This window comes from Symbiobacterium terraclitae (assembly GCF_017874315.1).
Lineage (GTDB): Bacteria > Bacillota > Sulfobacillia > Symbiobacteriales > Symbiobacteriaceae > Symbiobacterium > Symbiobacterium terraclitae.
Genome location: NZ_JAGGLG010000004.1, coordinates 145,421 through 167,644, shown reverse-complemented (window position 1 = coordinate 167,644; position 22,224 = coordinate 145,421). Strand labels below are relative to the sequence as shown.

17 protein-coding genes are annotated in these 22,224 nt (G+C 67.2%); 16 read left to right on the top strand and 1 reads right to left on the bottom strand.

Annotated elements, in window-relative coordinates:
* The first annotated feature begins 342 nt into the window (after window positions 1–342).
* From rsfS to J2Z79_RS03995, 14 genes are all read left to right on the top strand, one after another.
* Complete coding sequence (rsfS, locus tag J2Z79_RS04060; protein WP_209465587.1) at window positions 343–684, top strand: ribosome silencing factor; 342 nt, start codon at window positions 343–345, stop codon at window positions 682–684.
* A 93-nt stretch (window positions 685–777) separates the two neighbouring features.
* Window positions 778–3,162: a transglycosylase domain-containing protein gene (locus J2Z79_RS04055; protein WP_209465579.1), complete on the top strand. Its 2,385-nt coding sequence runs from the start codon at window positions 778–780 to the stop codon at window positions 3,160–3,162.
* Window positions 3,163–3,244: 82 nt separating this feature from the next.
* Window positions 3,245–4,615, top strand: a complete 1,371-nt coding sequence (locus J2Z79_RS04050) for a sigma-54 interaction domain-containing protein (protein WP_342589408.1) — start codon at window positions 3,245–3,247, stop codon at window positions 4,613–4,615.
* A 176-nt stretch (window positions 4,616–4,791) separates the two neighbouring features.
* Window positions 4,792–6,156, top strand: coding sequence for a tryptophanase (locus tag J2Z79_RS04045; RefSeq protein WP_209465577.1), 1,365 nt, complete (start codon window positions 4,792–4,794; stop codon window positions 6,154–6,156).
* Window positions 6,157–6,285: 129 nt separating this feature from the next.
* On the top strand, window positions 6,286–7,647 hold the full coding sequence (locus J2Z79_RS04040; protein WP_209465576.1) for a tryptophanase: 1,362 nt from the start codon (window positions 6,286–6,288) through the stop codon (window positions 7,645–7,647).
* 102 nt (window positions 7,648–7,749) lie between these two features.
* A complete protein-coding gene (locus tag J2Z79_RS04035; protein ID WP_209465575.1) occupies window positions 7,750–9,255 on the top strand; it encodes a sodium-dependent transporter in 1,506 nt (501 codons plus the stop codon).
* Between the two features lie 2 nt (window positions 9,256–9,257).
* Window positions 9,258–9,380 carry a MetS family NSS transporter small subunit gene (locus J2Z79_RS04030; RefSeq protein WP_209465574.1) on the top strand — a complete coding sequence of 41 codons (123 nt, stop codon included), beginning with the start codon at window positions 9,258–9,260 and terminating at the stop codon, window positions 9,378–9,380.
* Window positions 9,381–9,809: 429 nt separating this feature from the next.
* Window positions 9,810–12,398, top strand: a complete 2,589-nt coding sequence (gene leuS / locus J2Z79_RS04025; RefSeq protein WP_209465573.1) for a leucine--tRNA ligase — start codon at window positions 9,810–9,812, stop codon at window positions 12,396–12,398.
* A 128-nt stretch (window positions 12,399–12,526) separates the two neighbouring features.
* Complete coding sequence (locus J2Z79_RS04020; RefSeq protein ID WP_209465572.1) at window positions 12,527–13,561, top strand: right-handed parallel beta-helix repeat-containing protein; 1,035 nt, start codon at window positions 12,527–12,529, stop codon at window positions 13,559–13,561.
* A 31-nt stretch (window positions 13,562–13,592) separates the two neighbouring features.
* Window positions 13,593–14,618 (top strand): right-handed parallel beta-helix repeat-containing protein, encoded by a 1,026-nt coding sequence (locus J2Z79_RS04015; RefSeq protein WP_209465571.1) that lies wholly within the window; start codon window positions 13,593–13,595, stop codon window positions 14,616–14,618.
* Window positions 14,619–14,633: 15 nt separating this feature from the next.
* On the top strand, window positions 14,634–15,674 hold the full coding sequence (locus J2Z79_RS04010) for a right-handed parallel beta-helix repeat-containing protein (RefSeq protein ID WP_209465570.1): 1,041 nt from the start codon (window positions 14,634–14,636) through the stop codon (window positions 15,672–15,674).
* 15 nt (window positions 15,675–15,689) lie between these two features.
* Window positions 15,690–16,721, top strand: a complete 1,032-nt coding sequence (locus J2Z79_RS04005) for a right-handed parallel beta-helix repeat-containing protein (RefSeq protein WP_209465569.1) — start codon at window positions 15,690–15,692, stop codon at window positions 16,719–16,721.
* Between the two features lie 63 nt (window positions 16,722–16,784).
* Window positions 16,785–17,768, top strand: a complete 984-nt coding sequence (locus J2Z79_RS04000; protein WP_209465568.1) for a right-handed parallel beta-helix repeat-containing protein — start codon at window positions 16,785–16,787, stop codon at window positions 17,766–17,768.
* Between the two features lie 31 nt (window positions 17,769–17,799).
* Window positions 17,800–18,795 carry a right-handed parallel beta-helix repeat-containing protein gene (locus J2Z79_RS03995; protein WP_209465567.1) on the top strand — a complete coding sequence of 332 codons (996 nt, stop codon included), beginning with the start codon at window positions 17,800–17,802 and terminating at the stop codon, window positions 18,793–18,795.
* Window positions 18,796–18,836: 41 nt separating this feature from the next.
* Here the strand turns inward: J2Z79_RS03995 and J2Z79_RS03990 are convergent, their stop codons facing one another.
* Complete coding sequence (locus J2Z79_RS03990) at window positions 18,837–20,015, bottom strand: S8 family peptidase (protein WP_209465566.1); 1,179 nt, start codon at window positions 20,013–20,015, stop codon at window positions 18,837–18,839.
* 177 nt (window positions 20,016–20,192) lie between these two features.
* Here J2Z79_RS03990 and J2Z79_RS03985 point away from each other — a divergent pair, with 177 nt between their 5' ends.
* Window positions 20,193–20,711: a GNAT family N-acetyltransferase gene (locus J2Z79_RS03985; RefSeq protein WP_209465565.1), complete on the top strand. Its 519-nt coding sequence runs from the start codon at window positions 20,193–20,195 to the stop codon at window positions 20,709–20,711.
* A 22-nt stretch (window positions 20,712–20,733) separates the two neighbouring features.
* Window positions 20,734–22,188, top strand: a complete 1,455-nt coding sequence (locus tag J2Z79_RS03980) for an LCP family protein (RefSeq protein ID WP_209465564.1) — start codon at window positions 20,734–20,736, stop codon at window positions 22,186–22,188.
* Window positions 22,189–22,224 lie beyond the last annotated feature (36 nt).

Below are 22,224 nucleotides of genomic sequence, written 5' to 3'. Positions count from 1 at the left end.
ATCACTCAGGAAGTAAGCGAAATGGTCATGCGGAAGCCAGTCCTGCAGGGCAGGGGGCAGCAGCAACAGCTGATTGGGCTCATACGGTCGATACGTCTTCTTGCTCATGCTGAAGACATTGGACACCGAACCCTTTTGCTCCTACAGAACTGGCTTACTCAGACAGGCTCCTAGCCCAGGGCTACCCCGCGGAGATGGTGACCGCGGGCGCAGCGAAGGGCGACGCGGTGCGGGTGATCCTGCCCGCAGGGGAGGAACCAGCGGGTGAGGGGCGAATACGGTGAAGTAAACGGTAGATAATTGCTACGAAAGGAGAATGCCGGATTGACTGAATCCGCCGAGATGGCCCAGTGGGCCGCTTTCGCTGCCGACGAGAAGAAGGCCCGTGAGGTCCGCATTCTCGACATCCGCGGGATCAGCGGGGTAACCGACTACTTCGTGATCTGCTCCGGCACGAGCGGGACGCACGTGCGGGCCATCGCCGACCACGTGGAGAAGCAGCTCACCGAGCGGGGGCTGAAGATCGACCACGTGGAGGGCTACCGGAACGGCAAGTGGGTGCTGCTTGACTTCGGCGACCTGGTCATCCACGTGATGCAGGAGGACGAGCGGGCCTTCTACAACCTGGAGCGGCTCTGGGGCGATGCGGTGGAGGTTGCGGTCAGGACGCCGGCTGCGGGATAGCGCACTGCAAACATGGCGATTTCAGGGACGGCGAGAGGCCGTCCCTTTTTCTGTACACACTACGCGCAGACCTGACCGAGGGGGCGATGTGCCATGGGCCAGGACAGAACGAGCCGGGCCCGGCGCTGGTGGCGCTACTTCTGGATCGCGCTCCTGGTGCTCTTCCTGGGCGCGGGCGCGGCCGGCGGAACCTTCGTCGCGCGGGCCGTCGCCGCCGCTCCCAAACTGGACGAGATCAGCTGGGCGACCACCACGGTCATCTACGACCGGGAGGGCAACGAGGTCTACCGGCTGCACAGCGGCGAGAACCGCACGCCGGTGAAGATCAGCCAGGTCCCGGAGCTGGTCCGGAACGCCTTCATCGCCGTGGAGGACCCCCGGTTCCGCAAGCACCACGGCATCGACCTCCGGGGGCTCGCCCGGGCCGCCTGGCGCACCGGCCTCTACCTGCTCAAGCTGCCCGGCGGGCGTGTGGAGGGCGGCTCCACCATCACCCAGCAGTTGGCCCGCAGCGGGTGGCTGACGCAGGAGGTGACGCTCAGGCGCAAGATCCAGGAGGCCTGGATCGCGATCCAGCTGGAGCGCCGCTTCGCCAAGGACCAGATCCTCGAGATGTACCTGAACCACATCTACTTCGGCCGGGGGGCCTACGGCATCCAGGCGGCGGCCCAGACCTTCTTCGGCAAGGAGGTCGGCCAGCTCAACCTCGCAGAGGCGGCCCAGCTGGCCGGAATGGTCAACGGGCCGTCGCTCTATGACCCGTACGAGGACATGGAGGCATCGCTAAGGCGGCGGGATGTGGTGCTGGATGCCATGTTCCGGGAGGGCATGATCACGCAGGCCCAGTACGACGAGGCGCGCGCCTTCCGGCCCACGCTGGCCAACACCTACTCCCCGGACTCGGCGGCGCAGAAGGGCAACGCATTCATTGATTACGTCATCAACATCCTCACCGACGCCCAGCCGGGGCTGGCCGCCCGCTACGGCATCAGGCTGAAGGATCCGCAGTCGGTGGCGCGCGCGGGCCTGAAGGTCTACACCACCCTCGACCCGAAGCTGCAGGCGCTGGCCGAGCAGGCGGTGGTGGAGCAGATGGCCGCGGCGGATCAGGCCTACGGCATCCCCGAAGGGGGACCCAAGCCGGAGGCGGCGGCGGTGCTGATGAACCCCCGCACGGGCGAGGTGCTGGCGCTGGTGGGCGGCCGGACCCGGCAGGGCATGCTGGAGTTCAACCGGGCGACGGACGCCCTGCGCCAGCCGGGGTCGGCCATTAAGCCGATCGTCGCCTACCTGCCCGCCCTGGAGGCGGGGCTCTCACCCGCCACCATCCTCGACGACGCGCCGGTGCGGCTCTCCAATGACGGCGCCACCGTCTGGCCGCAGAACTACGACTTCCGCTACCAGGGGCTCAAGCCCGCCCGCTATGGCGTGGAGCAGTCGGTCAACCCGATGGCGGTGCGGGCGATGCAGTACGCAGGCGGCCCGTGGAAGGCCGCGGACCTGGCCCGCCGGATGGGGCTGAGCACGATCCTCCCCGAGGACGAGAACCTGGCGCTGGCGCTGGGGGGCATCTCCAAGGGGGTGTCCGTGCTCGACCTGACCGCCGCGTACAGCGTGATCGCCAACATGGGGATGAAGGTCGACCCGGTGGTGATCACCCGCATCGTCGACCCCACGGGCGAGGTGCTCTTCGAGGCCAGGCCGGCGCGGCAGCAGGTGGTCAGCGAGGGCGCCGCCTACCTGATGATCGACATGATGAAGGACGTCATCCGCCGCGGCACCGCCTACGGCTTCACCGGCGGCTTCCGGGGCTGGCCGGCCGCAGGCAAGACGGGGACGACGGAGGATAACCGCGACGCCTGGTTCATCGGCTTCACGCCCGAGTTGGTGACGGCGGTCTGGAACGGCTACGACAACCCGGACAACCACCTGCCCTGGACGGGCGCCTACGTGCCGGTGCAGATCTGGAACCGCATCATGACCCAGGCGGTCACCGTGCAGCCGGCCGACTGGCCCCGCCCGGCCAACGTGGTGAGCGTGACCATCTGCCGGCTCACCGGCATGCTGCCCGACGGTAACTGCCCGCCGGAGCAGGTGGCGCAGGACCTGTTCCTGCGCGGCACCGAGCCGAAGTCCGCCGGAAACATGCTGGTGAAGCTGAAGGTGGTGCAGGTCACGGTGCCCGGCAAGGACGGCCGCCCGGCCTACACGCAGTGGCAGTTGTGGCAGAGCGGGTGCGCCGGAACGCCGGTCGAGCGGGTTTTCATCCGGCGTCCGGAGCCGCTGGTCCGGCACCCCACCGATCCCAACAACCCGAAGTACATCCCCGCCGACGTGGCCAACGAGCCGCCCACCGTCACCTGCCAGCCGCGCTCGCTCCTCGACTGGCTCACGGCACCGGGGGACGGGCGGTCGCAGGGGCAGCGGCTGCTGGAAGAGATTGCGCCGCTCGAGTGGGACGAGGAGCCCGCTCCCTGAGCAGGAATTTGGCCCGCGCGGGATGAAGTGGTGGCCCCGAAGCGGCCCATGGCCACCAGAGGGCCGCGCGGGAGGCGAGCACGTGGAGAGCTTCATCATGCGCAGCGCCATGCAGCTCCTCGACAGCCTGCACGACGGGGTCGTCGCCGTGGATGACAGCGGCGTCGTCGTGTACGCCAACGAGGCCAACACCCGCATCACCGGGCTCACGAAGGAGGAGATCATCGGCCGCCACGTCCGCCACATCGTGCCCGACTCGCACATCCTCGAGGTGCTCGAGACGGGCCAGCCGCTGATCGGCGTGCGGACCCGCGTCTTCGACCACGTGGTGGTCTCCAACATCGTCCCCGTGTTCGACCACGGCCGCCTGGTGGGCGTCGTCTCCGTCTTCCGGGACATCACCGAGGTGCTGGCCCTCTCCCAGGAGCTGGCGGAGGCGCGCAACACCATCGACCTGCTGAAGGCCAATCTGTCGGGCCCGCCGCTGGCCGAGGACGGGATCATCATCGGGCAGAGCCCCGTGGCGCAGCGGATGTACCTGATGGCGAAGAAGGCCGCCGCGGTGGACTCGCCCGTGCTGATCGAGGGCGAGAGCGGCACCGGCAAGGAGGTCGTCGCCAGGCTGATCCACAACCGGAGCCAGCGCCGGGGGCAGCCGCTGATCGCCGTCAACTGCGCGGCGATCCCGGCCTCGCTGCTGGAGAGCGAACTCTTCGGCTACGAGGAGGGCGCCTTCACCGGTTCCCGCAGGGGCGGGCGGCCGGGCCTGTTCGAGCTGGCCGACGGCGGCACGCTCTTCCTGGACGAGATCGGCGACCTGGAGCTGGGGTTGCAGGCCAAGCTGCTCAGGGCCCTGCAGAGCGGGGAGATCCGGCGGGTCGGCGGCACGCAGGTTCACCGGGTGAACGTGCGCATCATCTCCGCCACCAACCGGAACCTGGCGCAGCTGGTGCGGGAGAAGGCGTTCCGGGAGGACCTCTACTACCGGCTGCGGGTGATCCACCTGGTGCTGCCGCCCCTGCGGGAGCGGCGCGAGGACCTGGCGCTCTTCCTGGAGAACGCGATGCAGCGGATCTGCGAGCGGCTGGGCAGGCCCCGGGCCACCTTCACGCCGGCCGCGCTGCGCGCACTGCTGGCCTACCCGTTCCCCGGCAACATCCGGGAGCTGGAGAACGTGGTGGAGCAGTCGGTGGTGCTGGCGGAGGGCGACGCGATCGACGTGACGGACCTGCCGCCGGACGTGCTGGGCTCGGGCGGAACTGCGGGCGCCGCGCAGGCGCCGGCGGCTGCCGCAGCCCCGGGTTCCGGCGGGTTCCCGTCGTTGGCGGAGGCGGAGCGGATGCTGCTGGAGGCCGGCGTGCGGGCCTTCGACTCCAAGGCCGCGCTGGCCCGCCACCTGGGCATCGGCCGGGCGACCCTCTACCGGAAGCTGGCCAAGTACGGGCTTGACTGACACCTAAGTGTCTCGGTTTGATACACTACGAGACACCCCGTGGTTCAATATGAGACGAGAAGGGCCGGAAGCAGGCTTCCGGCCCTTCGTCTGTCGTTGGCACGGTACTTGCATCGTACTGAAGGCGTACGAGGCAAGGCGTACACGAAGACCTGCGTCAGAAGGAGGAGTCAGCCATGCCGAAGGGCGAGCCCTTCAAGATCAAGATGGTGGAACCGATTCGCCTCATTTCCCGGGAGGAGCGGGAGGCGGCGCTCAAGGCCGCACATTACAACCCGTTCTTCCTGCGTTCCTCTGATGTGTACATCGACCTGCTGACCGACTCCGGCACCGGCGCGATGAGCCAGTTCCAGTGGTCCGCCATGATGCTGGGCGACGAGGCCTACGCCGGCGCCAGCAGCTACTACAAGCTGAAGGAGACGGTCACGGACATCACCGGGTACGAGTACGTCATCCCGACCCACCAGGGCCGCGGCGCCGAGAAGAGCGCCTTCTCCCAGCTGATCACCCGGAAGGGCATGTACGTGGTCTCCAACATGTTCTTCGACACCACCCGCGGTCACGCGCAGCTGGCCGGCGCCCGCCCTGTGGACCTGCTGATGGACTACCCCACGGATGAGTTCCACCCGTTCAAGGGCAACATGGACACCGTCAAGCTGGAGCAGTTCATCAACGAGCACGGCGCGGAGAACATCGCCTGTATCATCATGACGGTGACCAACAACTCCGCCGGCGGCCAGCCCGTCTCCATGGCCAACATCCGCGAGACCTACCGGATCGCCAAGAAGTACGGCCTGCTGGTCCTGTTCGACGTGGCCCGCTACGCCGAGAACTGCCACTTCATCCGGATGCGGGAAGAGGGCTACGCCGACAAGCTGCCCATCGACATCGCGCGGGAGATGTTCTCCTACGGCGACGGCCTGATGATGAGCGCCAAGAAGGACGCCCTGGTCAACATCGGCGGCCTGCTGGCCTTCCGGGACGAGGAGCTGTACAACAAGGTGGGCGGCGCCGTCGTGCCGTTCGAGGGCTTCCTGACCTACGGCGGCCTGGCCGGCCGCGACCTGGAGGCCATGGCGGTGGGCCTGCGGGAGGCGCTGGATCCCGACTACCTGGCGTACCGGGTGGGGCAGGTCCAGTACCTGGGCGAGCTGCTGCGCAGCGCCGGCGTTCCGATCCAGTGGCCCGTGGGCGGGCATGCGGTCTTCATCGACGCAGCCAAGTTCCTGCCGCACATCCCGTGGGATCAGTTCCCCGGCCACGCTCTGACCGCGGCGCTCTACCTCGAGGGCGGCGTGCGCGCCGTCGAGGTCGGTTCCCTGATGATGGGCCGCGATCCCGAGACCGGCGAGAACGTCCGCAGCCCGTTTGAGTTCACCCGGCTCGCGATTCCGCGGCGCGTCTACACGAACCAGCACATGGAGGACGTCGCCGAGGCCGTCATCAACGCCTACAAGCGCCGCGAGGAGATCCGGGGCGTCAGGTTCACCAAGGAGCCCAAGGTGCTGCGCCACTTCACGGCGCACTTCGACCTGGTCTAGTCTGCGACACGGTTTGCCGGGCTGGCCGGGGTTGGCAGGGCGCATGAAGGGCTCGCTCCTCATATTGCCGCGGCGCTGGCTCCATCCTATGGGTGGGTACAGGTCCACACTGTCAAAGGAGGAGTTCACGTGCCCAAGGGCGAGCCCTTCAAGATCAAAATGGTGGAACCGATTCGGCTGATCCCGCGGGAAGAGCGGGAGGCGGCGCTCAAGGCCGCACATTACAACCCGTTCTTCCTGCGTTCCTCTGATGTGTACATCGACCTGCTGACCGACTCCGGCACCGGCGCGATGAGCCAGTTCCAGTGGTCCGCCATGATGCTGGGCGATGAGTCGTACGCCGGCGCCAGCAGCTACTACAAGCTGAAGGAGACGGTCACGGACATCACCGGGTACGAGTACGTCATCCCGACCCACCAGGGCCGCGGCGCCGAGAAGAGCGCCTTCTCGCAGCTCATCCGCCCCGGCATGTACGTGCTCTCCAACATGTTCTTCGACACCACGCGGGGCCACGTGCAGCTGGCCGGCGGCCGCCCTGTGGACCTGCTGATGGACTACCCCACGGATGAGTTCCACCCGTTCAAGGGCAACATGGACACCGCCAAGCTGGAGCGGTTCATCGCAGAGCACGGCGCGGAGAACATCGCCTGCATCGTCATGACGGTGACCAACAACTCCGCCGGCGGCCAGCCCGTCTCCATGGCCAACATCCGCGAGACCTACCAGATCGCCAAGAAGCACGGCCTGCTGGTCCTGTTCGACGTGGCCCGCTACGCCGAGAACTGCCACTTCATCCGGATGCGGGAAGAGGGCTACGCGGATAAGGCGCCCATCGACATCGCCCGGGAGATGTTCTCCTACGGCGACGGCCTGATGATGAGCGCCAAGAAGGACGCCCTGGTCAACATCGGCGGCCTGCTGGCGTTCCGGGACGAGGATCTGTTCACCAGGGTCGGCGCTGCGGTGGTGCCCTTCGAAGGCTTCCTGACCTACGGCGGCCTGGCCGGACGCGATCTGGAGGCCATGGCGGTGGGCCTCAGGGAGGCGCTGGATCCCGACTACCTGGCGTACCGGGTGGGTCAGGTCCAGTACCTGGGCGAGCTGCTGCGCAGCGCCGGCGTTCCGATCCAGTGGCCCGTGGGCGGGCACGCTGTCTTCATCGACGCAGCCAAGTTCCTGCCGCATATCCCGTGGGATCAGTTCCCCGGCCACGCCCTCACCCTGGCGCTCTACATCGAGGGCGGCGTGCGCGCCGTCGAGGTCGGCTCCCTGATGCTGGGGCGGGACCCCGAGACCGGCGAGAACGTCCGCAGCCCGTTCGAGTTCACCCGGCTCGCGATTCCGCGGCGCGTCTACACGAACCAGCACATGGAGGACGTCGCGGAGGCCGTCATCAACGCCTACAAGCGCCGCGAGGAGATCCGGGGCGTCAGGTTCACCAAGGAGCCCAAGGTGCTGCGCCACTTTACGGCGCACTTCGACCTGGTCTAGTTCCGTGTTCCGCGCACCGGCTGCTGAGTTTGCGGCCCCGGCTTCCCGCACAAGTCGGGGCCGTATGATCCCACCTCGTTGGAACAGAGGAGGCTGCATCACATGGATCAACAGCGCGATCAGTGGAAATCCAGGTCCGGCTTCATCTTCGCCACGATCGGTGCTGCCGTGGGGTTGGGGAACTTCTGGCGGTTCCCGTTCATGGCGTACCAGAACGGCGGCGGTGCGTTCCTGCTTCCCTACTTCGTGGCGCTCCTGACGGCTGGCGTCCCGCTGATGATCCTGGAGTTCGGCTTCGGGCACAAGATGCGCGGGGCCGCCATCACCGCGTTCAAGAACCTGAACCGGCGGTTCGAGTGGATCGGCTGGTGGCAGATCACCGTACCCGTCATCGTCGTAACCTTCTACAGCACCATCATCTCCTGGTCGATCCGCTACCTGCTCTTCAGCTTCACCCAGGCCTGGGGCGACGATCCGGGAACCTTCTTCGGCCGGGACTTCCTGGGCATCTCTTCCGGCCCGCTTGACCTGGGCGGCATGCGCTGGGGCATCCTCGCCGCCGTGACGCTGGTCTGGCTGGCGAACTACTTCATCTCCTCACGGGGCGTTTCGGGCGGCATCGAGAAGGCGTGTAAGTTCATGACGCCCTTCCTCATCGTCGCCATGGTCGTCTTCGTCATCCGCGGCATCACCCTGCCGGGCGCCACCTACGGCCTCAACTACTTCCTCAACCCCGACTTCAGCAAGATCATGGACCCCAGCGTCTGGGTGGCCGCTTACAGCCAGGTCTTCTTCTCCACCACCCTGGCCGTGGGCGTGATGATCGCCTATGCCAGCTACCTGCCCAAGGACTCCGACCTTGCCAACAACGCCTTCATCACCGTCTTCTCCAACTCGTCCTTCGACCTGATGGCAGGCTTTGCGGTCTTCTCCACCCTCGGCTACGCCGCGCTCAAGGCGGGCGTGCCGTTTGAGGAGATGGCGGTGGCCGGCCCCGGCGTCGCCTTCATCGCATTCCCCAAGGCCATTTCAATGCTGCCCGGCCCCACCTGGCTCCAGTCGCTCTTCGGCGTCCTGTTCTTCGCCGCCCTGCTGCTGGCCGGCATCTCCTCGTCTATCTCGATGATGGAGGCGTTCGCCTCGGCCGTCATCGACCGGTTCGGCGTGGACCGGAAGAAGCTGCTGGGCTGGTTCTCCATCATCGGCTTCTGCTTCAGCTCCCTCTTCGCCACCGGCGCCGGCGTGCACATCCTCGACATCGTCGACCACTTCGTGGGCAGCTACGGCATCGCCGTGCTGGGCCTGGTAGAGGCCATCGTGCTGGGCTACTTCATGGGTTCCGCCAAGATCCGCGAGCACGTCAACCTCACCTCCGACATCCGCGTCGGCATGTGGTGGGACGTGCTGGTGAAGTACGTCACCCCCGTGCTGCTGGGCTACAACATCATCTCCAGCCTCGTCAGCGAGTTCACGCAGCCCTACGGCGGCTACCCGGGCACCGCCCTGGTCTTCTTCGGCTGGACCGTGGCCATCGCCATGTTCGGCTCGTCGCTCCTCATGCAGTGGCGCTCGCAGCAGCTTGACGGGATCAACAAGGAGGTCGTGTAGCCATGCCGCAGACCGGACTTCTGCCGGGTTCCATCGCCATGCTCATCTTCGGTGCCGTCCTGCTGTGGGGAGGACTTGCCTTCTTCATCACGACGGCGATGCGGGCCGAGAAGAAGAAGCATTGAGACACGATGTTTGCGCAGTGTCGCCGGAACCGGGCAGACCGGTTCCGGCGACGCTTTGAGGTATGGCTACGCTCTTGACTTTCTCAGGTCGCCGCGGCATAATCAGGTATAATTCGCAATCACGATTGGATAGGGCGATGACGGGGAGCCGGTCGTCCGCACACCGCTTCCAGAGAGCCGCCGGTCCGGTGCGAGGCGGCAGCGCGTGGGTGACGAATCTCGCCCCTGAGCTGTGTGGGTGAACCCCCGGGCGGGTGCCCGGCGGGACAGCCCATTCCGGGAACGGCCCGTTACAGCCGGAAGAGCAGGGCCTGCTGCGTCAGGCCAATGAGGGTGGTACCGCGGGAGCAACGGCTCTCGTCCCTTGGGGACGAGAGCCTTGTCATCTTTTTGCACTCCCTTTCAGGGCAGAGGAGGTCCAACCGAGTTATGGCAGAAGACCGCTTCAACTTTCGTGAAGCCGAGCCGCGCTGGCAGCAGCGGTGGGAGCAGGAGGGCATCTACAAGGTAGAGCGCGACCCGTCCAGGCCCAAGTACTACGCCCTGGCGATGTTCCCGTACCCCTCGGGCAAGCTGCACATGGGCCACGTGCGCAACTACACCATCGTGGACGTCATCGCCCGCTACCGGCGCATGAAGGGCTATAACGTGCTCCACCCCATCGGCTTCGACTCCTTCGGCATGCCGGCGGAGAACGCTGCCATCCAGCACGGCGCCAACCCGGCGGTCTGGACGAGGCAGAACATCGCCGAGATGACGGAGCAGCTGAAGCAGCTGGGCTACTCCTATGACTGGTCCCGGGCCGTCTACACCTACCGAGAGGACTACTACAAGTGGACGCAGTGGCTCTTCCTGCAGTTCTACAAGAAGGGCCTGGCCTACAAGAAGACCGCCCCTGTCAACTGGTGCCCCTCCTGCCAGACGGTGCTGGCCAACGAGCAGGTGGAGGACGGCCGCTGCTGGCGCTGCGACTCCGTGGTAACCAAGAAGGACCTCTCCCAGTGGTTCTTCCGGATCACCCAGTACGCCGACGAACTGCTGGCCGACCTGAAGCAGCTGGAGGGCGGCTGGCCCGACCAGGTGCGCATCATGCAGCAGAACTGGATCGGCCGCTCGGAGGGTGCGCGGGTCGAGTTCACGCTGGAGGCGACGGGCGACAAGATCCCCATCTTCACCACCCGGCCCGACACGATCTACGGCGTCACCTTCATGGTCGTCGCCCCGGAGCACCCGATCGTGGAGAAGATCTGCACCTCCGGCCTGGTCGGCGCCGACCGGGTGGCGGCCATCCGGGCGTTCCAGGAGAAGATGAAGTCCCTGAACGAGATCGCCCGCACCTCCACGGAGGCGGAGAAGGAGGGCCTCTACACCGGGCTGGACGTCATCAACCCGTTCAACGGCGAGAAGGCGCAGCTCTGGATCGCCAACTACGTCCTGATGGAGTACGGCACCGGCGCGGTGATGGGCGTGCCGGCCCACGACCAGCGCGACTTCGAGTTCGCGCAGAAGTACGGGCTGCCGATCAAGGTCGTCATCCAGAACCCCGAGCGGAGCCTGAGGGCCGAGGAGATGACCGAGGCCTACGTCGACCCCGGCATCATGGTCAACTCGGGCCCCTTCGACGGCACGCCGAACCTGGAGGGCATCGCCAAGGTGGCCGAGTATGCGGCCGAGAAGGGCTTTGGCGAGAAGACGGTCACCTACCGGCTGCGCGACTGGCTGATCAGCCGGCAGCGGGCCTGGGGCGCCCCGATCCCCATCGTCTACTGCGAGAAGTGCGGCACGGTGCCCGTGCCCGAGTCCGACCTGCCCGTCCGGCTGCCCGACGACCTGGACTTCACCGGCCAGGGCGCCTCGCCGCTGGCCCGGCACGCCGGCTTCGTCAACACCACCTGCCCGTGCTGCGGCGGCCCCGCCAAGCGGGAGACCGACACGATGGACACCTTCGTCTGCTCCTCCTGGTACTTCCTGCGCTACACCGACGCCAGCAACGCCGAGAAGCCCTGGAACACGGAGGACGTGGACTACTGGATGCCGGTGGACCAGTACGTGGGCGGCATTGAGCACGCCGTGCTCCACCTGCTCTACGCGCGCTTCTTCACCAAGGTCCTGCGGGACATGGGCCTGGTGAAGGTCGACGAGCCCTTCGCCCGGCTGCTGACCCAGGGCATGGTGCTGAAGGACGGCAGCAAGATGTCCAAGTCCAAGGGCAACACCGTCTCCCCGGAGGAGATGATGGCCAAGTACGGCGCCGACGCCTGCCGCCTGTTCATCATGTTCGCCGCGCCGGCCGAGCGTGACCTGGACTGGTCCGACGCCGGCATCGAGGGCGCCTACCGGTTCGTCAACCGGTTCTATCGCATGGTCACCTCGGCGCTGCCCGCCTACCAGCACGCCCGAAGCCTCCTGCCGGTCAACCCGGCCGACCCGGACTCGCTGATGGGCGCGCTCTCCGAGAAGGAGATTGCCGAAGGGCTGGCCAAGGCGGCGCCGAACCTGAGCGCCGAGGACCGGGCGATGCGCCGGGTGATCCACGCCACGGTGAAGCGCATCACCACCGACCTGCACGAGCGCTTCGCCTTCAACACCGCCGTCTCCGGCCTGATGGAGATGACCAACGCCATCTACGCCTACCGGGAGAAGCTGCAGTCGGAGGACTGGAACACCAGCGCCCTGGTGCTGGCGGAGGCCATCCAGAAGGCGGTGCTGATCATCGCCCCGTTCTGCCCGCACCTGGCCGACGAGCTGTGGGCGAAGCTGGGCCACACCCGGTCCATCCACCTGGAGTCGTGGCCGACCTACGACGAGGAGGTCGCCCGGGCCGAGACGGTCGAGATTGTGGTGCAGATCAACGGCCGGGTGCGCGACCGTATGGAGGTGCCCGCCGGCATCAGCGCCGCCGAGATGGAAGCGGCGGCCCGGGCCTCCGAGAAGGTGCAGGCGCTGGTGGCCGGGAAGGAGATCGTGAAGGTCATCCCGGTACCCGGCAAGCTGGTCAACATCGTGGTGAAGGGGTAACTGACAGGAGCCGAGGGCCGATCCCGGAAGGGGTCGGCTCTTTTTTTGCGGCGCAAGTTGACATAATCTCTGACCCGCGCATAGGATAACCTGCCCTCAAATGCCAGGTCCTGGGGAGGGATGGCTCCGTGACCGTGCGGCATGTACCGGCTCAGTTTCGGACCATTCAGGCCGCGGTCGAGGAATCCGGCCCCGGCGACACGATCCGCGTGGCGGGGGGCATCTACGCCGGGCCGGTCACGATCGGCCCGGGCAGGGACCGCCTGGCCATCATCGGTTCCGGGGCGGAGAACGTGATCATCGAGGGACCGGGCGACGGCGCCGGCCTCACCATCACCGGATCCACCATGGTGACCGTCACGGGCCTCACCGTGGCCGGCTTCGTCACCGGCATGGAGGTCGGCACCAGCGACAACACCATCCGGGACGTGACGGTCACCGGCAGCGGGGTCGACGGCATCGTCGTGTCCCAGGGTGCCGCCCGCAACCTCTTCCTGCGTGTGACCGTGCGGGGCAGCGGCGGGGACGGCATTCAGATTTTCGGCGCCAACAACTACGTGATCGACAGCCAGTTCCACGACAACGGTGACGACGGCATCGACTTCGACGGGCCATTCAACCTCGCGCTGCACAACCGGGCGTCGGGTAACGACAGCGGCCTCATTCTGCAGGGGGCCAACTGCCTCGCCCTCGATAATCAGTTTGTGGGAAACGTAGAGGGTATCGTTATTCGCTCGGCAGGGAATCTCATATTCGACAACTTCATCAGCCGGAACAGCAGGGTCGGGATCCTCTTCCTGGACGCCACCGAATCGCTGGTGCTGGCCAACGAGGTCAGCTGCAACCTGGGGCCCGGGATGCAGGCCCTGGCGGCGTCCGGCATCGCCGTGATCGGCAACACGGTGGAGAACAACGGCACCGACGGCATCGAGCTGACCGGCGGCGCAACGGCCTTCGTGATCGACGACAACGAGATCGAGGAGAACGCCATGGCGGGCATCCGCCTCCTCAGCGATACGGCACGCCACATCATCCGGCGCAACAAGCTCAAGCGGAACAATCCCGACATCGCGGCGCAGCCGCCGGCCGGTGAAAACAGCCTCTTCGACGAGAACGAGTGCGACACCAGCGAACCGCGCGGCCTTTGCCGGTGCGACGACTGATCGGCGCCGCGGCAAGGGGGGGGATGCGGACATGGCCGTAATCCGCGTGCCCGCTGACTATCGGACCATCCAGGAAGCCGTGAACGCGGCCAGGCCCGGTGACACCGTCCGCGTGGCGGGCGGCGTGTATGCGGAGGCGGTGACGATCCGCGAGGGCAGGGACCGCCTGGCGATTATCGGCCCCGGGGCGGGCGACGCCATCCTCCAGGGAAACGGCATCGGGCCCGGGTTCCTGATCGGCGGCTCGGGCACCGTGACGATCGCAGGCTTCACGGTGACCGGCTTCGAGTTCGGCATCGAGGTGTCCAGCAACGACAACGTGATCCGTGACGTGGTCCTCACCGGCAACGCCCGGCAGGGCGCGGGGGTCGCGGAGACCTCCTTCCGGAGCCTCTTCTACCGCGTCACCGCCAGCCAGAACGGCGGGGACGGCATCGAGATCAACGGCGGGGGCAACTACGTCATCCGGAGCGAACTCAGGGAGAACGGCGACGACGGCCTCGACCTCAACGGGCCGACCAACGTGGCCCTCCACAACCTGATCTCCGGCAACAGGGACCGCGGCATCGAGGTGCAGGGCGACACGGCGCTGATCGCCGGCAACCGCGTCGTGGGCAACCGGATCGGCATCGCCTCCACCGCAGGGCAGCACCTGATCTACGACAACTTCGTCAGCCGGAACCAGACGGTGGGCATCCTGCTCCAGGACAGCGACAACTCGCTCATCCTGGCGAACGAGGTGACCTGCAACCAGGAGGAGGGCCTGTTCTTCAACGGGGGCACGGGGTTCCGGGTCATCCGCAACAAGGTGGAGAGCAACGGCCACGACGGGATCGAACTCTCGGCCGGCGCCTCCGAGGCGGTGGTGGACGACAACGAGGTCAAGGAGAACGGCCTGGCGGGCATCCGCCCGGGCAGCGCCACAGCCCGGAACGTGGTCCGGCGCAACAAGCTGAAGCGGAACAGCCCGGACATTGAGGACCTGGCGCCGGCCGGCGCGAACGTCTTCGACGAGAACGACTGCAAGACCAGCCGGCCGACCGGGCCCTGCTGCTGAGGGAGGGATGGGGCCGTGGCCGTGCGCCGTGTGCCTGCCGACTATCGGACGATCCAGGAGGCCGTCGCCGCGTCCGGCCCCGGCGACACGGTCCGTGTTACCGGGGGCGTCTATACCGGAACCGTGACGATCGGCCCGGGCAGGGACGGCCTGGCCGTCATCGGCTCGGGGCCGGACAACGTCATCCTGCAGGGCGAGGGGGAAGAGGCCGGGTTTGCCATCACCGGCTCGGCACGCGTGACCCTTGCGGGCTTCACGGTGATCGGCTTCCTTAATGGCATTCAGGTTGCCACGAGCGACAACGTGATCCGGGACATGGTTGCCGCCGACTGCATCGACGAGGGTTTTGACGTCCTCCCAGATGCATCCCGGAACCTCTTCATCCGTGTCCTCTCCCGCAACAACGGCGGAGAGGGCATCGAGATCAACGGGGCGGCCAACTGGGTGATCGGCAGCGAGTTCGAGAGCAACGGCGACGACGGCATCGACATCAACGGGGAGGGCAACCTCGCCAGCGAAAACCGTGCGTCGGGCCACTTCAGGGGAGAAAACCCGGCCGGCATCACCATGGAAGGCAACAGGAACCTCGCTGTGAACAACCGCCTGGTCGGCAACCGGTGGGGCCTATCCACCGACGCTGCAGGGCTCCTGGTCTTCGGCAACGTCATGAGCCGGAACAGCGAGCTCGGCGCGCTCTTCCAGGATGCCGCCGACTCACTGGTGCTGGCCAACGAGTTCAGCTGCCACGGCGAGGAGGGCATCCACTTCAACGGCGCCACGCGGATCCGGGTGATCCTCAACAAGGCGGAGGAGAACGGCACCGAGGGGTTCGAGCTGTCCAGCAACACCACGGCGCTCGTGGTGGATGACAACGAGGTGAAGGGGAACGGCCTCGGGGGCATCCGACTCACCCTCACGGCGCGGGACGACGTGGTGCGGCGGAACGAGCTCGAGGAAAACAACCCCGACCTCCTGAACGAGGCGCCGGCCGACGCGGGCAACGTCCTCGACGAGAACGACTGCGAGACCAGCCAGCCGCCGGGATTCTGCTGTTGAGGGAGGGATAGGGACATGGCCGTACGCCACGTACCTGCCGAGTTCACGTCCATTCAGGACGCTGTCAACCAGTCCGCTCCCGGAGACACCATCCGGGTGGCGGGGGGCGTATACGGGGAGTCGGTGACGATCCCAGCTGATAGGGACCGCCTGGCCATCATCGGATCCGGGCAGGAGAACGTCATCCTCCAGGGGGATGGCACCGGGGTCGGGCTCACGATCAGCGGCTCCGGGCACGTGACCATCGCCGGCCTCACGGTGACCGGCTTTGCGACGGGCATCCAGGTGGATACCGACGACAACATCATCCGGGACGTGACCGTCACCGGCTGCGGGGGCGACGGCATCTTCGTGTCGCCGACCGGGGCCCGGAACCTGTTCCTCCGCGTGGCCGCCACCAACAACGGCGCCGACGGCATCGAGATCTCCGGTGTGGTCAACTACGTGATCGACTGCGAGTTCGTGGGCAACGGCGACGACGGCATCGACATCAACGCCTCGGGCAACCTCGTCGTGTCCACCCAGGCTTCGGGCAACGGCAGCAGCGGACTTGACACCGTTGGCAACAACACCCTCGCGGTGGGCAACCGCTTTGTGGGCAACGGCCGGGGGATGCGCGCCGTATCGGGCGGCGGGAGCCTGGTCGTGGGCAACTTCATCTCCCGGAACAGGACGGTCGGCGGCGAGTTCGTGAACGCCGCCGGCGGCGTGGTGCTGGCCAACGAGGTGAACTGCAACCAGGGGCAGGGGCTCCGCTTCGACGGGGGTGGAGGCTTCAAGGTCATCCGCAACGAGGTGGAGAACAACGGCGCCCAGGGGATCGACCTGGCGGGCAGCCTGTCGCTCAGCCTCTTCGACGACAACGAGATCAAGGAGAACGACGCCGCGGGCATCCGGCTGGCCGGTGGCGCGGCGGGCAACGCCGTCCGGCGGAACGAGCTGAACAGGAACCGCCCGGACCTGGAGGCCGAGCCGCCGGCCGATGTGCGCAACGTCTTCGACGAGAACCGGTGCAAGCGCAGCCAGCCGCCCAGGCTCTGTTGTTGAAGGAGGGATGTGGGCGTGACCGTGCGCCGCGTGCCTGCCGACTTTCGGAGCATTCAGGAGGCCGTGAACCAATCGGCCCCCGGCGACACGATCCGCGTGGCGGGGGGCATCTACAGGGAGTCCGTGACGATCGGCGAGGAGAAGGCCCGCCTGGCCATCATCGGCTCCGGGGCGGGCGACACCATCCTCGAGGGGGACGGCACCGGGGTTGGCTTCACGATCAGCGGGTCTTCGTCGGTGACCATCGCGGGCTTCACCGTCACCGGGTTCGAGGTGGGCATCCGGGTCGAGACCAGCGACAACGTGATCCGGAACGTGACGGTGACCGGCAGCGCGGCGTCCGGCATCGACGTGCCCCAGGGCGGGACCCGCAACCTGTTCTTCGAGATCGCGTCCAACAGCAACCGCGTGGACGGTATTGTTATCAGGAGCTCAAGCAACTACGTGATCAACAGCGAGTTTCACAACAACACCGACGACGGCATCGACTTCCTCGGGCCGAACAATGTCGCCATCGGCAACGTTGCAACGGGCAACAACACCGGCCTTTCAACCTTCGGCGACAACAGCGTCCTGATCGGCAACCGGTTCGTGGGCAACCAGCGCGCGCTCGGGATGACCGGCGCCACCGGCGGCCTGGTCTATCGCAACGCCCTGAGCCGCAGCAGCGAGAACAGCGTCACGATCCTCACCGTCACCAACGCACTGCTGTTGGGCAACGAGGTGAGCTGCAGTCAGGGGCAGGGGTACCGCCTGAGTATCAGCGAGGGCCTCCGTGCGGTGGAGAACCAGGTGGAGAACAACGGCACGATCGGCATTGTGGTGGGCACGGAGCGCTCCGTCGTGGACGACAACGTGGTCAAGGACAATGCCGGTGCAGGTATTGACGCCGGCAGCACCGCGACCGGCAATGCCGTGCGGCGCAACCAGTTGAAGCGCAACAACCCCGACATCGCCACCAGGCCGCCGGGGGACACGAACAACGTCATCGACGAGAACCGATGCAAGACCAGCGTCCCTGACGGGCTCTGCGCGTGCGACGACTGAGTCCGGGGCGCGCGAAGGGAGGGGAGCGGACGTGGCGGTACTCCGCGTGCCGGCGGATTTTCGGACCGTCGGGGAGGCCGTTGCGAGGGCCGCGCCAGGCGACACGATCCGCGTGGCGGGGGGCGTGTATGCGGAGGCGGTGCGCATCGAGGCCGGCAAGGACCGGCTGGCGATCGTCGGGGCTGGGCCGGGGAGCACGATCCTGCAGGGGCCGGGCAGCGGGGTCGGCTTCCTGATCGAGGGCTCCGGCGGCGTCACCATCGCCGGCTTCACGGTGACGGGGTTTGCCGAGGGGATCATGATCTCTACCAGCGACAACGTCATCCGCGACGTGACCGTCAGCAACTGCACGTCGGTGGGCATCTCTGCCGGCAACCGGGCCCTCCGCAACCTCTTCCTGGGCGTCGCCGCCGGCGGCAACGGCAGGGAAGGCCTCGTCGCGTCGGGTCAGAACGCCTACGTCCTGAACGGCGAGTTCTTCGACAACGGGGGCGAAGGGGTGAACCTCATCGGGTTCAGGCATGTGGCGATGGGAAACCGTTCACGGGGAAACAGCGCCGGCCTCGCCGGGGTGAACACCAACGCCGTCGTCCTCACCGGCAACAGCCTCACCGGGAACGGCGCGGGGTTCCTCGGGGAAGGGGACCTGCTGTACGCCAACGCCATGGTGCGAAACCAGCGGGCCGGCGGCGAACTGATCTTCGGCGCCTTCTCCGTGGTGCTGGAGAACGAGGTCCGGTGCAACTACGGACCGGGCCTGTTCCTGGCGGCAGTGGGGGCCTTCCGGTTCCTCCGCAATGCGGTGGAGGAGAACGGCCAGCACGGGATGGAAATGGTCGCCGAGGCGACCGGAAACGTGGTCGATGAGAATGAGGTCAAGGAGAACGGCGCCGCGGGTATCCGGCTCGAGCCGCTGGCGGTAGAGAACGCCATCCGGCGGAACGAGCTGAAGGGGAACAACCCCGACATCCAGGCGCTGCCGCCAGCCGACACGGACAACGTATTTGATGAGAACCGCGTAAAGTAGAGAGAGGGCCGATCCCTGCAGGGATCGGCCCGGCTTTTTGCCTAGTTGGAGACCGCCTTGTAGGCGTTGATGCGGCGCGGGATGTTGGAGGAGCCCACCGGATCGGTGTAGGACGACGACGTGAGGCGGGTCCGGACGGCGCTCTGGCTGCGCCCCTGCGAGAAGAGGAGGCCGGCCAGACCGGCCGCGTGCGGCGCGGCCATGGAGGTGCCGCTCAGCGAGGCGTACCGGTCGTTGTAGTAGGTGGCGTAGATGGAGACGCCCGGGGCGGAGGTGTCGACCCAGGAGCCGTAGTTGGAGAAGGAGGCCTTCCGGTCGCTCTGGTCGGTGGCCGCCACCGCGACGCACGGGCTGTAGTAGGCCGGGTAGGAGGGCGCGGACGTGTTGGAGTTGCCGGCGGCGCAGATCAGCAGCGAGCCCTTCGAGTTGGCGTAGTTGACGGCGGACTCCAGGGTGGAGGAGCCGGCGGAGCCGCCCAGCGAGAGGTTGATCACCTTGGCCCCCTTGTCGGCGGCGTACCGGATGCCGCTGGCGATGGCGCTGTAGCTGCCGCTGCCGGCGGCGTTGAGGACCTTCACCGGCAGGATGCTGCAGTTGGGGCACATGCCGGCGACGCCGGTGGTGTTGTTGGTGGAGGCAGCGGCGATGCCGGCCACGTGGGTGCCGTGCCCGTTGTCGTCCTGGGCGGTGCTGTCGTTGTTGACGAAGTCATAGTCGATGTCGGTGCGCACCTTGTTGCGGAGGTCCGGGTGGTCCAGGTCCACGCCGGTGTCCACCACCGCGATCATGATTGAGGAGGAGCCCCGGGTGACGTCCCAGGCCTGGGGCGCGGACACCTTCTGGGGGCCCCACTGCTGCGACCAGTACTGGTCGTTGGGGGTCCAGTCGATGGTGGCGATGTAGTCGGGCTCCGCGTACTCGACGGCCGGGTGCTTGCTGAGCGTCTCGGCCAGGGCGGCGATCTTCTGCTCCTTCGTCTTCAGGATGTAGACGTCGTCGCCGTACACCTTCCCCGCGACCTCGAGGCCGTACGCCTTCAGGAACTCCTCCTGCTTGACGGAGGTCGCGTCCGCCCGGAACTTCACCAGCACGGTGCCGGGCACGTGCGGGGCCTCGGGCGTGGCGGACATCTTGGCGTCCGCGACGGAGACAGGGGCCATCCGGGACAGGGCGAACAGGAGCGTGCAGACAGCTACCAACCGGAGCGCGGTCCTGCGCATTCGATCCTCTCCCTTCTCGGGTTTGTGGGACAACTCAGATTATAGGCAATACAGGAAGGCGGGGAAGGACCCCCGACTCGATATCTCTGACAGCGAAACGGCGATGGCAGGCGGCCTGCCGTCACCGCAACCCCAGAATCTGCTGAACCGTCTTACACAAAAAGGAGGAGAGGCAGTATGCGTTTCCGCGTGCGCCGTGCGGTGCCCGAGGATGCGGCGGCCATCAACGGGGTGGCTCGCATTACATGGGCTGAGACCTATCGCGGCATCATTCCTGATGAGATCCAGCGTGCGGTCCTGCCGCTCTGGTACGCCGAGGACCGGCTGGCCCGGGCCGCGGCCAACCCCGCCGGTGCTTTCTTCGTCGCGGAGAGCGAGGATGGCCGGGTGGTCGGCTTCGCGCAGGCGGGGCGGCGGGAACAGGCCGGCGATGCGGAACTCTGGCGGTTCTACGTGCTGCCGGAGCACCAGCGGAAAGGCATCGGGCGGCAGCTGCTAAAGGCCTGCGTGGAGTCCCTGCAGGAGGGAGGGGATGTCGCCCGGCTCTTCGTGCAGGTGGAGGCGGAGAACCAGATCGGGCGGCGGGCCTACGAGGCGCTGGGTTTCGCGTACGTCCGCGAGTACGAGGACGACCTGATGGGCCACGTCTCCCGGATGTGCGAGATGTGCCTGCACCTGCACGGTCGGCCCGACTGACGGGAAAGGACGGTGGTTCCGGGTGAAGTGGGCCTGGAGAAGGTGGCGCCCCTGGCTCATCGCGGCCTGCGGACTCGCCGTGGCGCTGGCGGCGGCGCTGGCCGCCGTCTGGGGCTCACGCCCGCTGGACAGGTCCGACCGCGCGGCACCGCCTCCGGCCTCCGGCATCACGGCACAGGTGCAGCAGGCCATGCCGGGCAGCCGGGAAGCCCCGACCCCACCCGCTGAACCCGATGAGGTGCCGGGCGACCGCCAGACCTTCCTGGTGCTCGGCGTGGAGGCCTGGGAGGGGGAGTACGGCAGGTCCGACACGGTCATCGTGGCCTCCTACGACCCCCGTCAGCGGCGCGTCGCCATGCTCTCCATTCCCCGGGACCTGATGGTGGAGATCCCGGGTTACGGCTACGACAAGATCAACCACGCGCACAGCTTCGGCGGTCCCGACCTGGCGGTGGCGACCGTGGAGCGGCTGCTGGACCTCTCCCTGGACCACTGGATCGCCTTCTCGCTCGAGGGATTCATGAAGACCATCGACGCCCTGGGCGGCATCGAGCTGAACCCGCCGAAGCGGCTCTACTTCGTGGACCCCGACGACACCCGCTTCGGCCCCGAGGGCTTCGTCATCGACATCCAGCCCGGCCCGCAGCTCATGGATGGCCGCACCGCGCTGGAGTACGCCCGCTTCCGGGCGGACGAGGAGGGCGACCTGGGGCGGATGCGGCGGCAGCAGGAGGTCATCCGGGCGGTCATCAAGAAGGCCGCCAGCCCCGCCATCCTCGCCCGGGCGCCGGAGCTGATCGCGGCGATGTACAGCGCGGTGAGCACGGACCTGACCGTGGGCGAGATGGTGCGCCTGGCCGCGGCGGGGCGGGACGCGCTGAACAGCCCCATCGAGGCGGAGACGCTGAAGGCCGAGGAGCTGTGGCTCAACGGCGTCTTCTACTTCACCGCGGACCTGGTCGAGACGCGCCGGCTGGCGTATGAGCTGTTGGTGGGGGAGCCGCCGCCGGAGGAGTACCTGCAGCAGGCGCGGCTCGACAATGAGCGGTACAAGGCTTACGTTTCGGAGCAGGTCGAGCTGGCCCGGGCCCGTGCCCGTACCCGAGACCAGCAGGAGACGCCGGCGGTGCAGTCTGTGCGCATCGTCTACAGCAAGTACAGCCCGGATGCGGAGGACCTGACGCTCTCCGGCGACACGCCGGAGGGCCGCGCCGCCATCGCGGAGATCACGGCGCTGCTGGACCAGGTGGAGTGGCTGGACGACGCCGACCTGGGGCCGCTGCCGGTCACCCCTCCGAGAGGGAAGCCCATGATCGTCCTCTCGTACCCGGATGGAAGCACCCTGACCATCGAGCGCGCCTACCGCTGCTGGCCCGAGATCTCTCCGCTGCACTGCGAGTGGGTGGAGGACGCGGTGGTCATCGGCGACCGCCCCGCCCGTTCCGCTGAGCTGGTGGAGCTGATGGGCGGCAGGTGACGACTCGAGGGCAGGGCGGCTCGGCGCCGCTGGCGC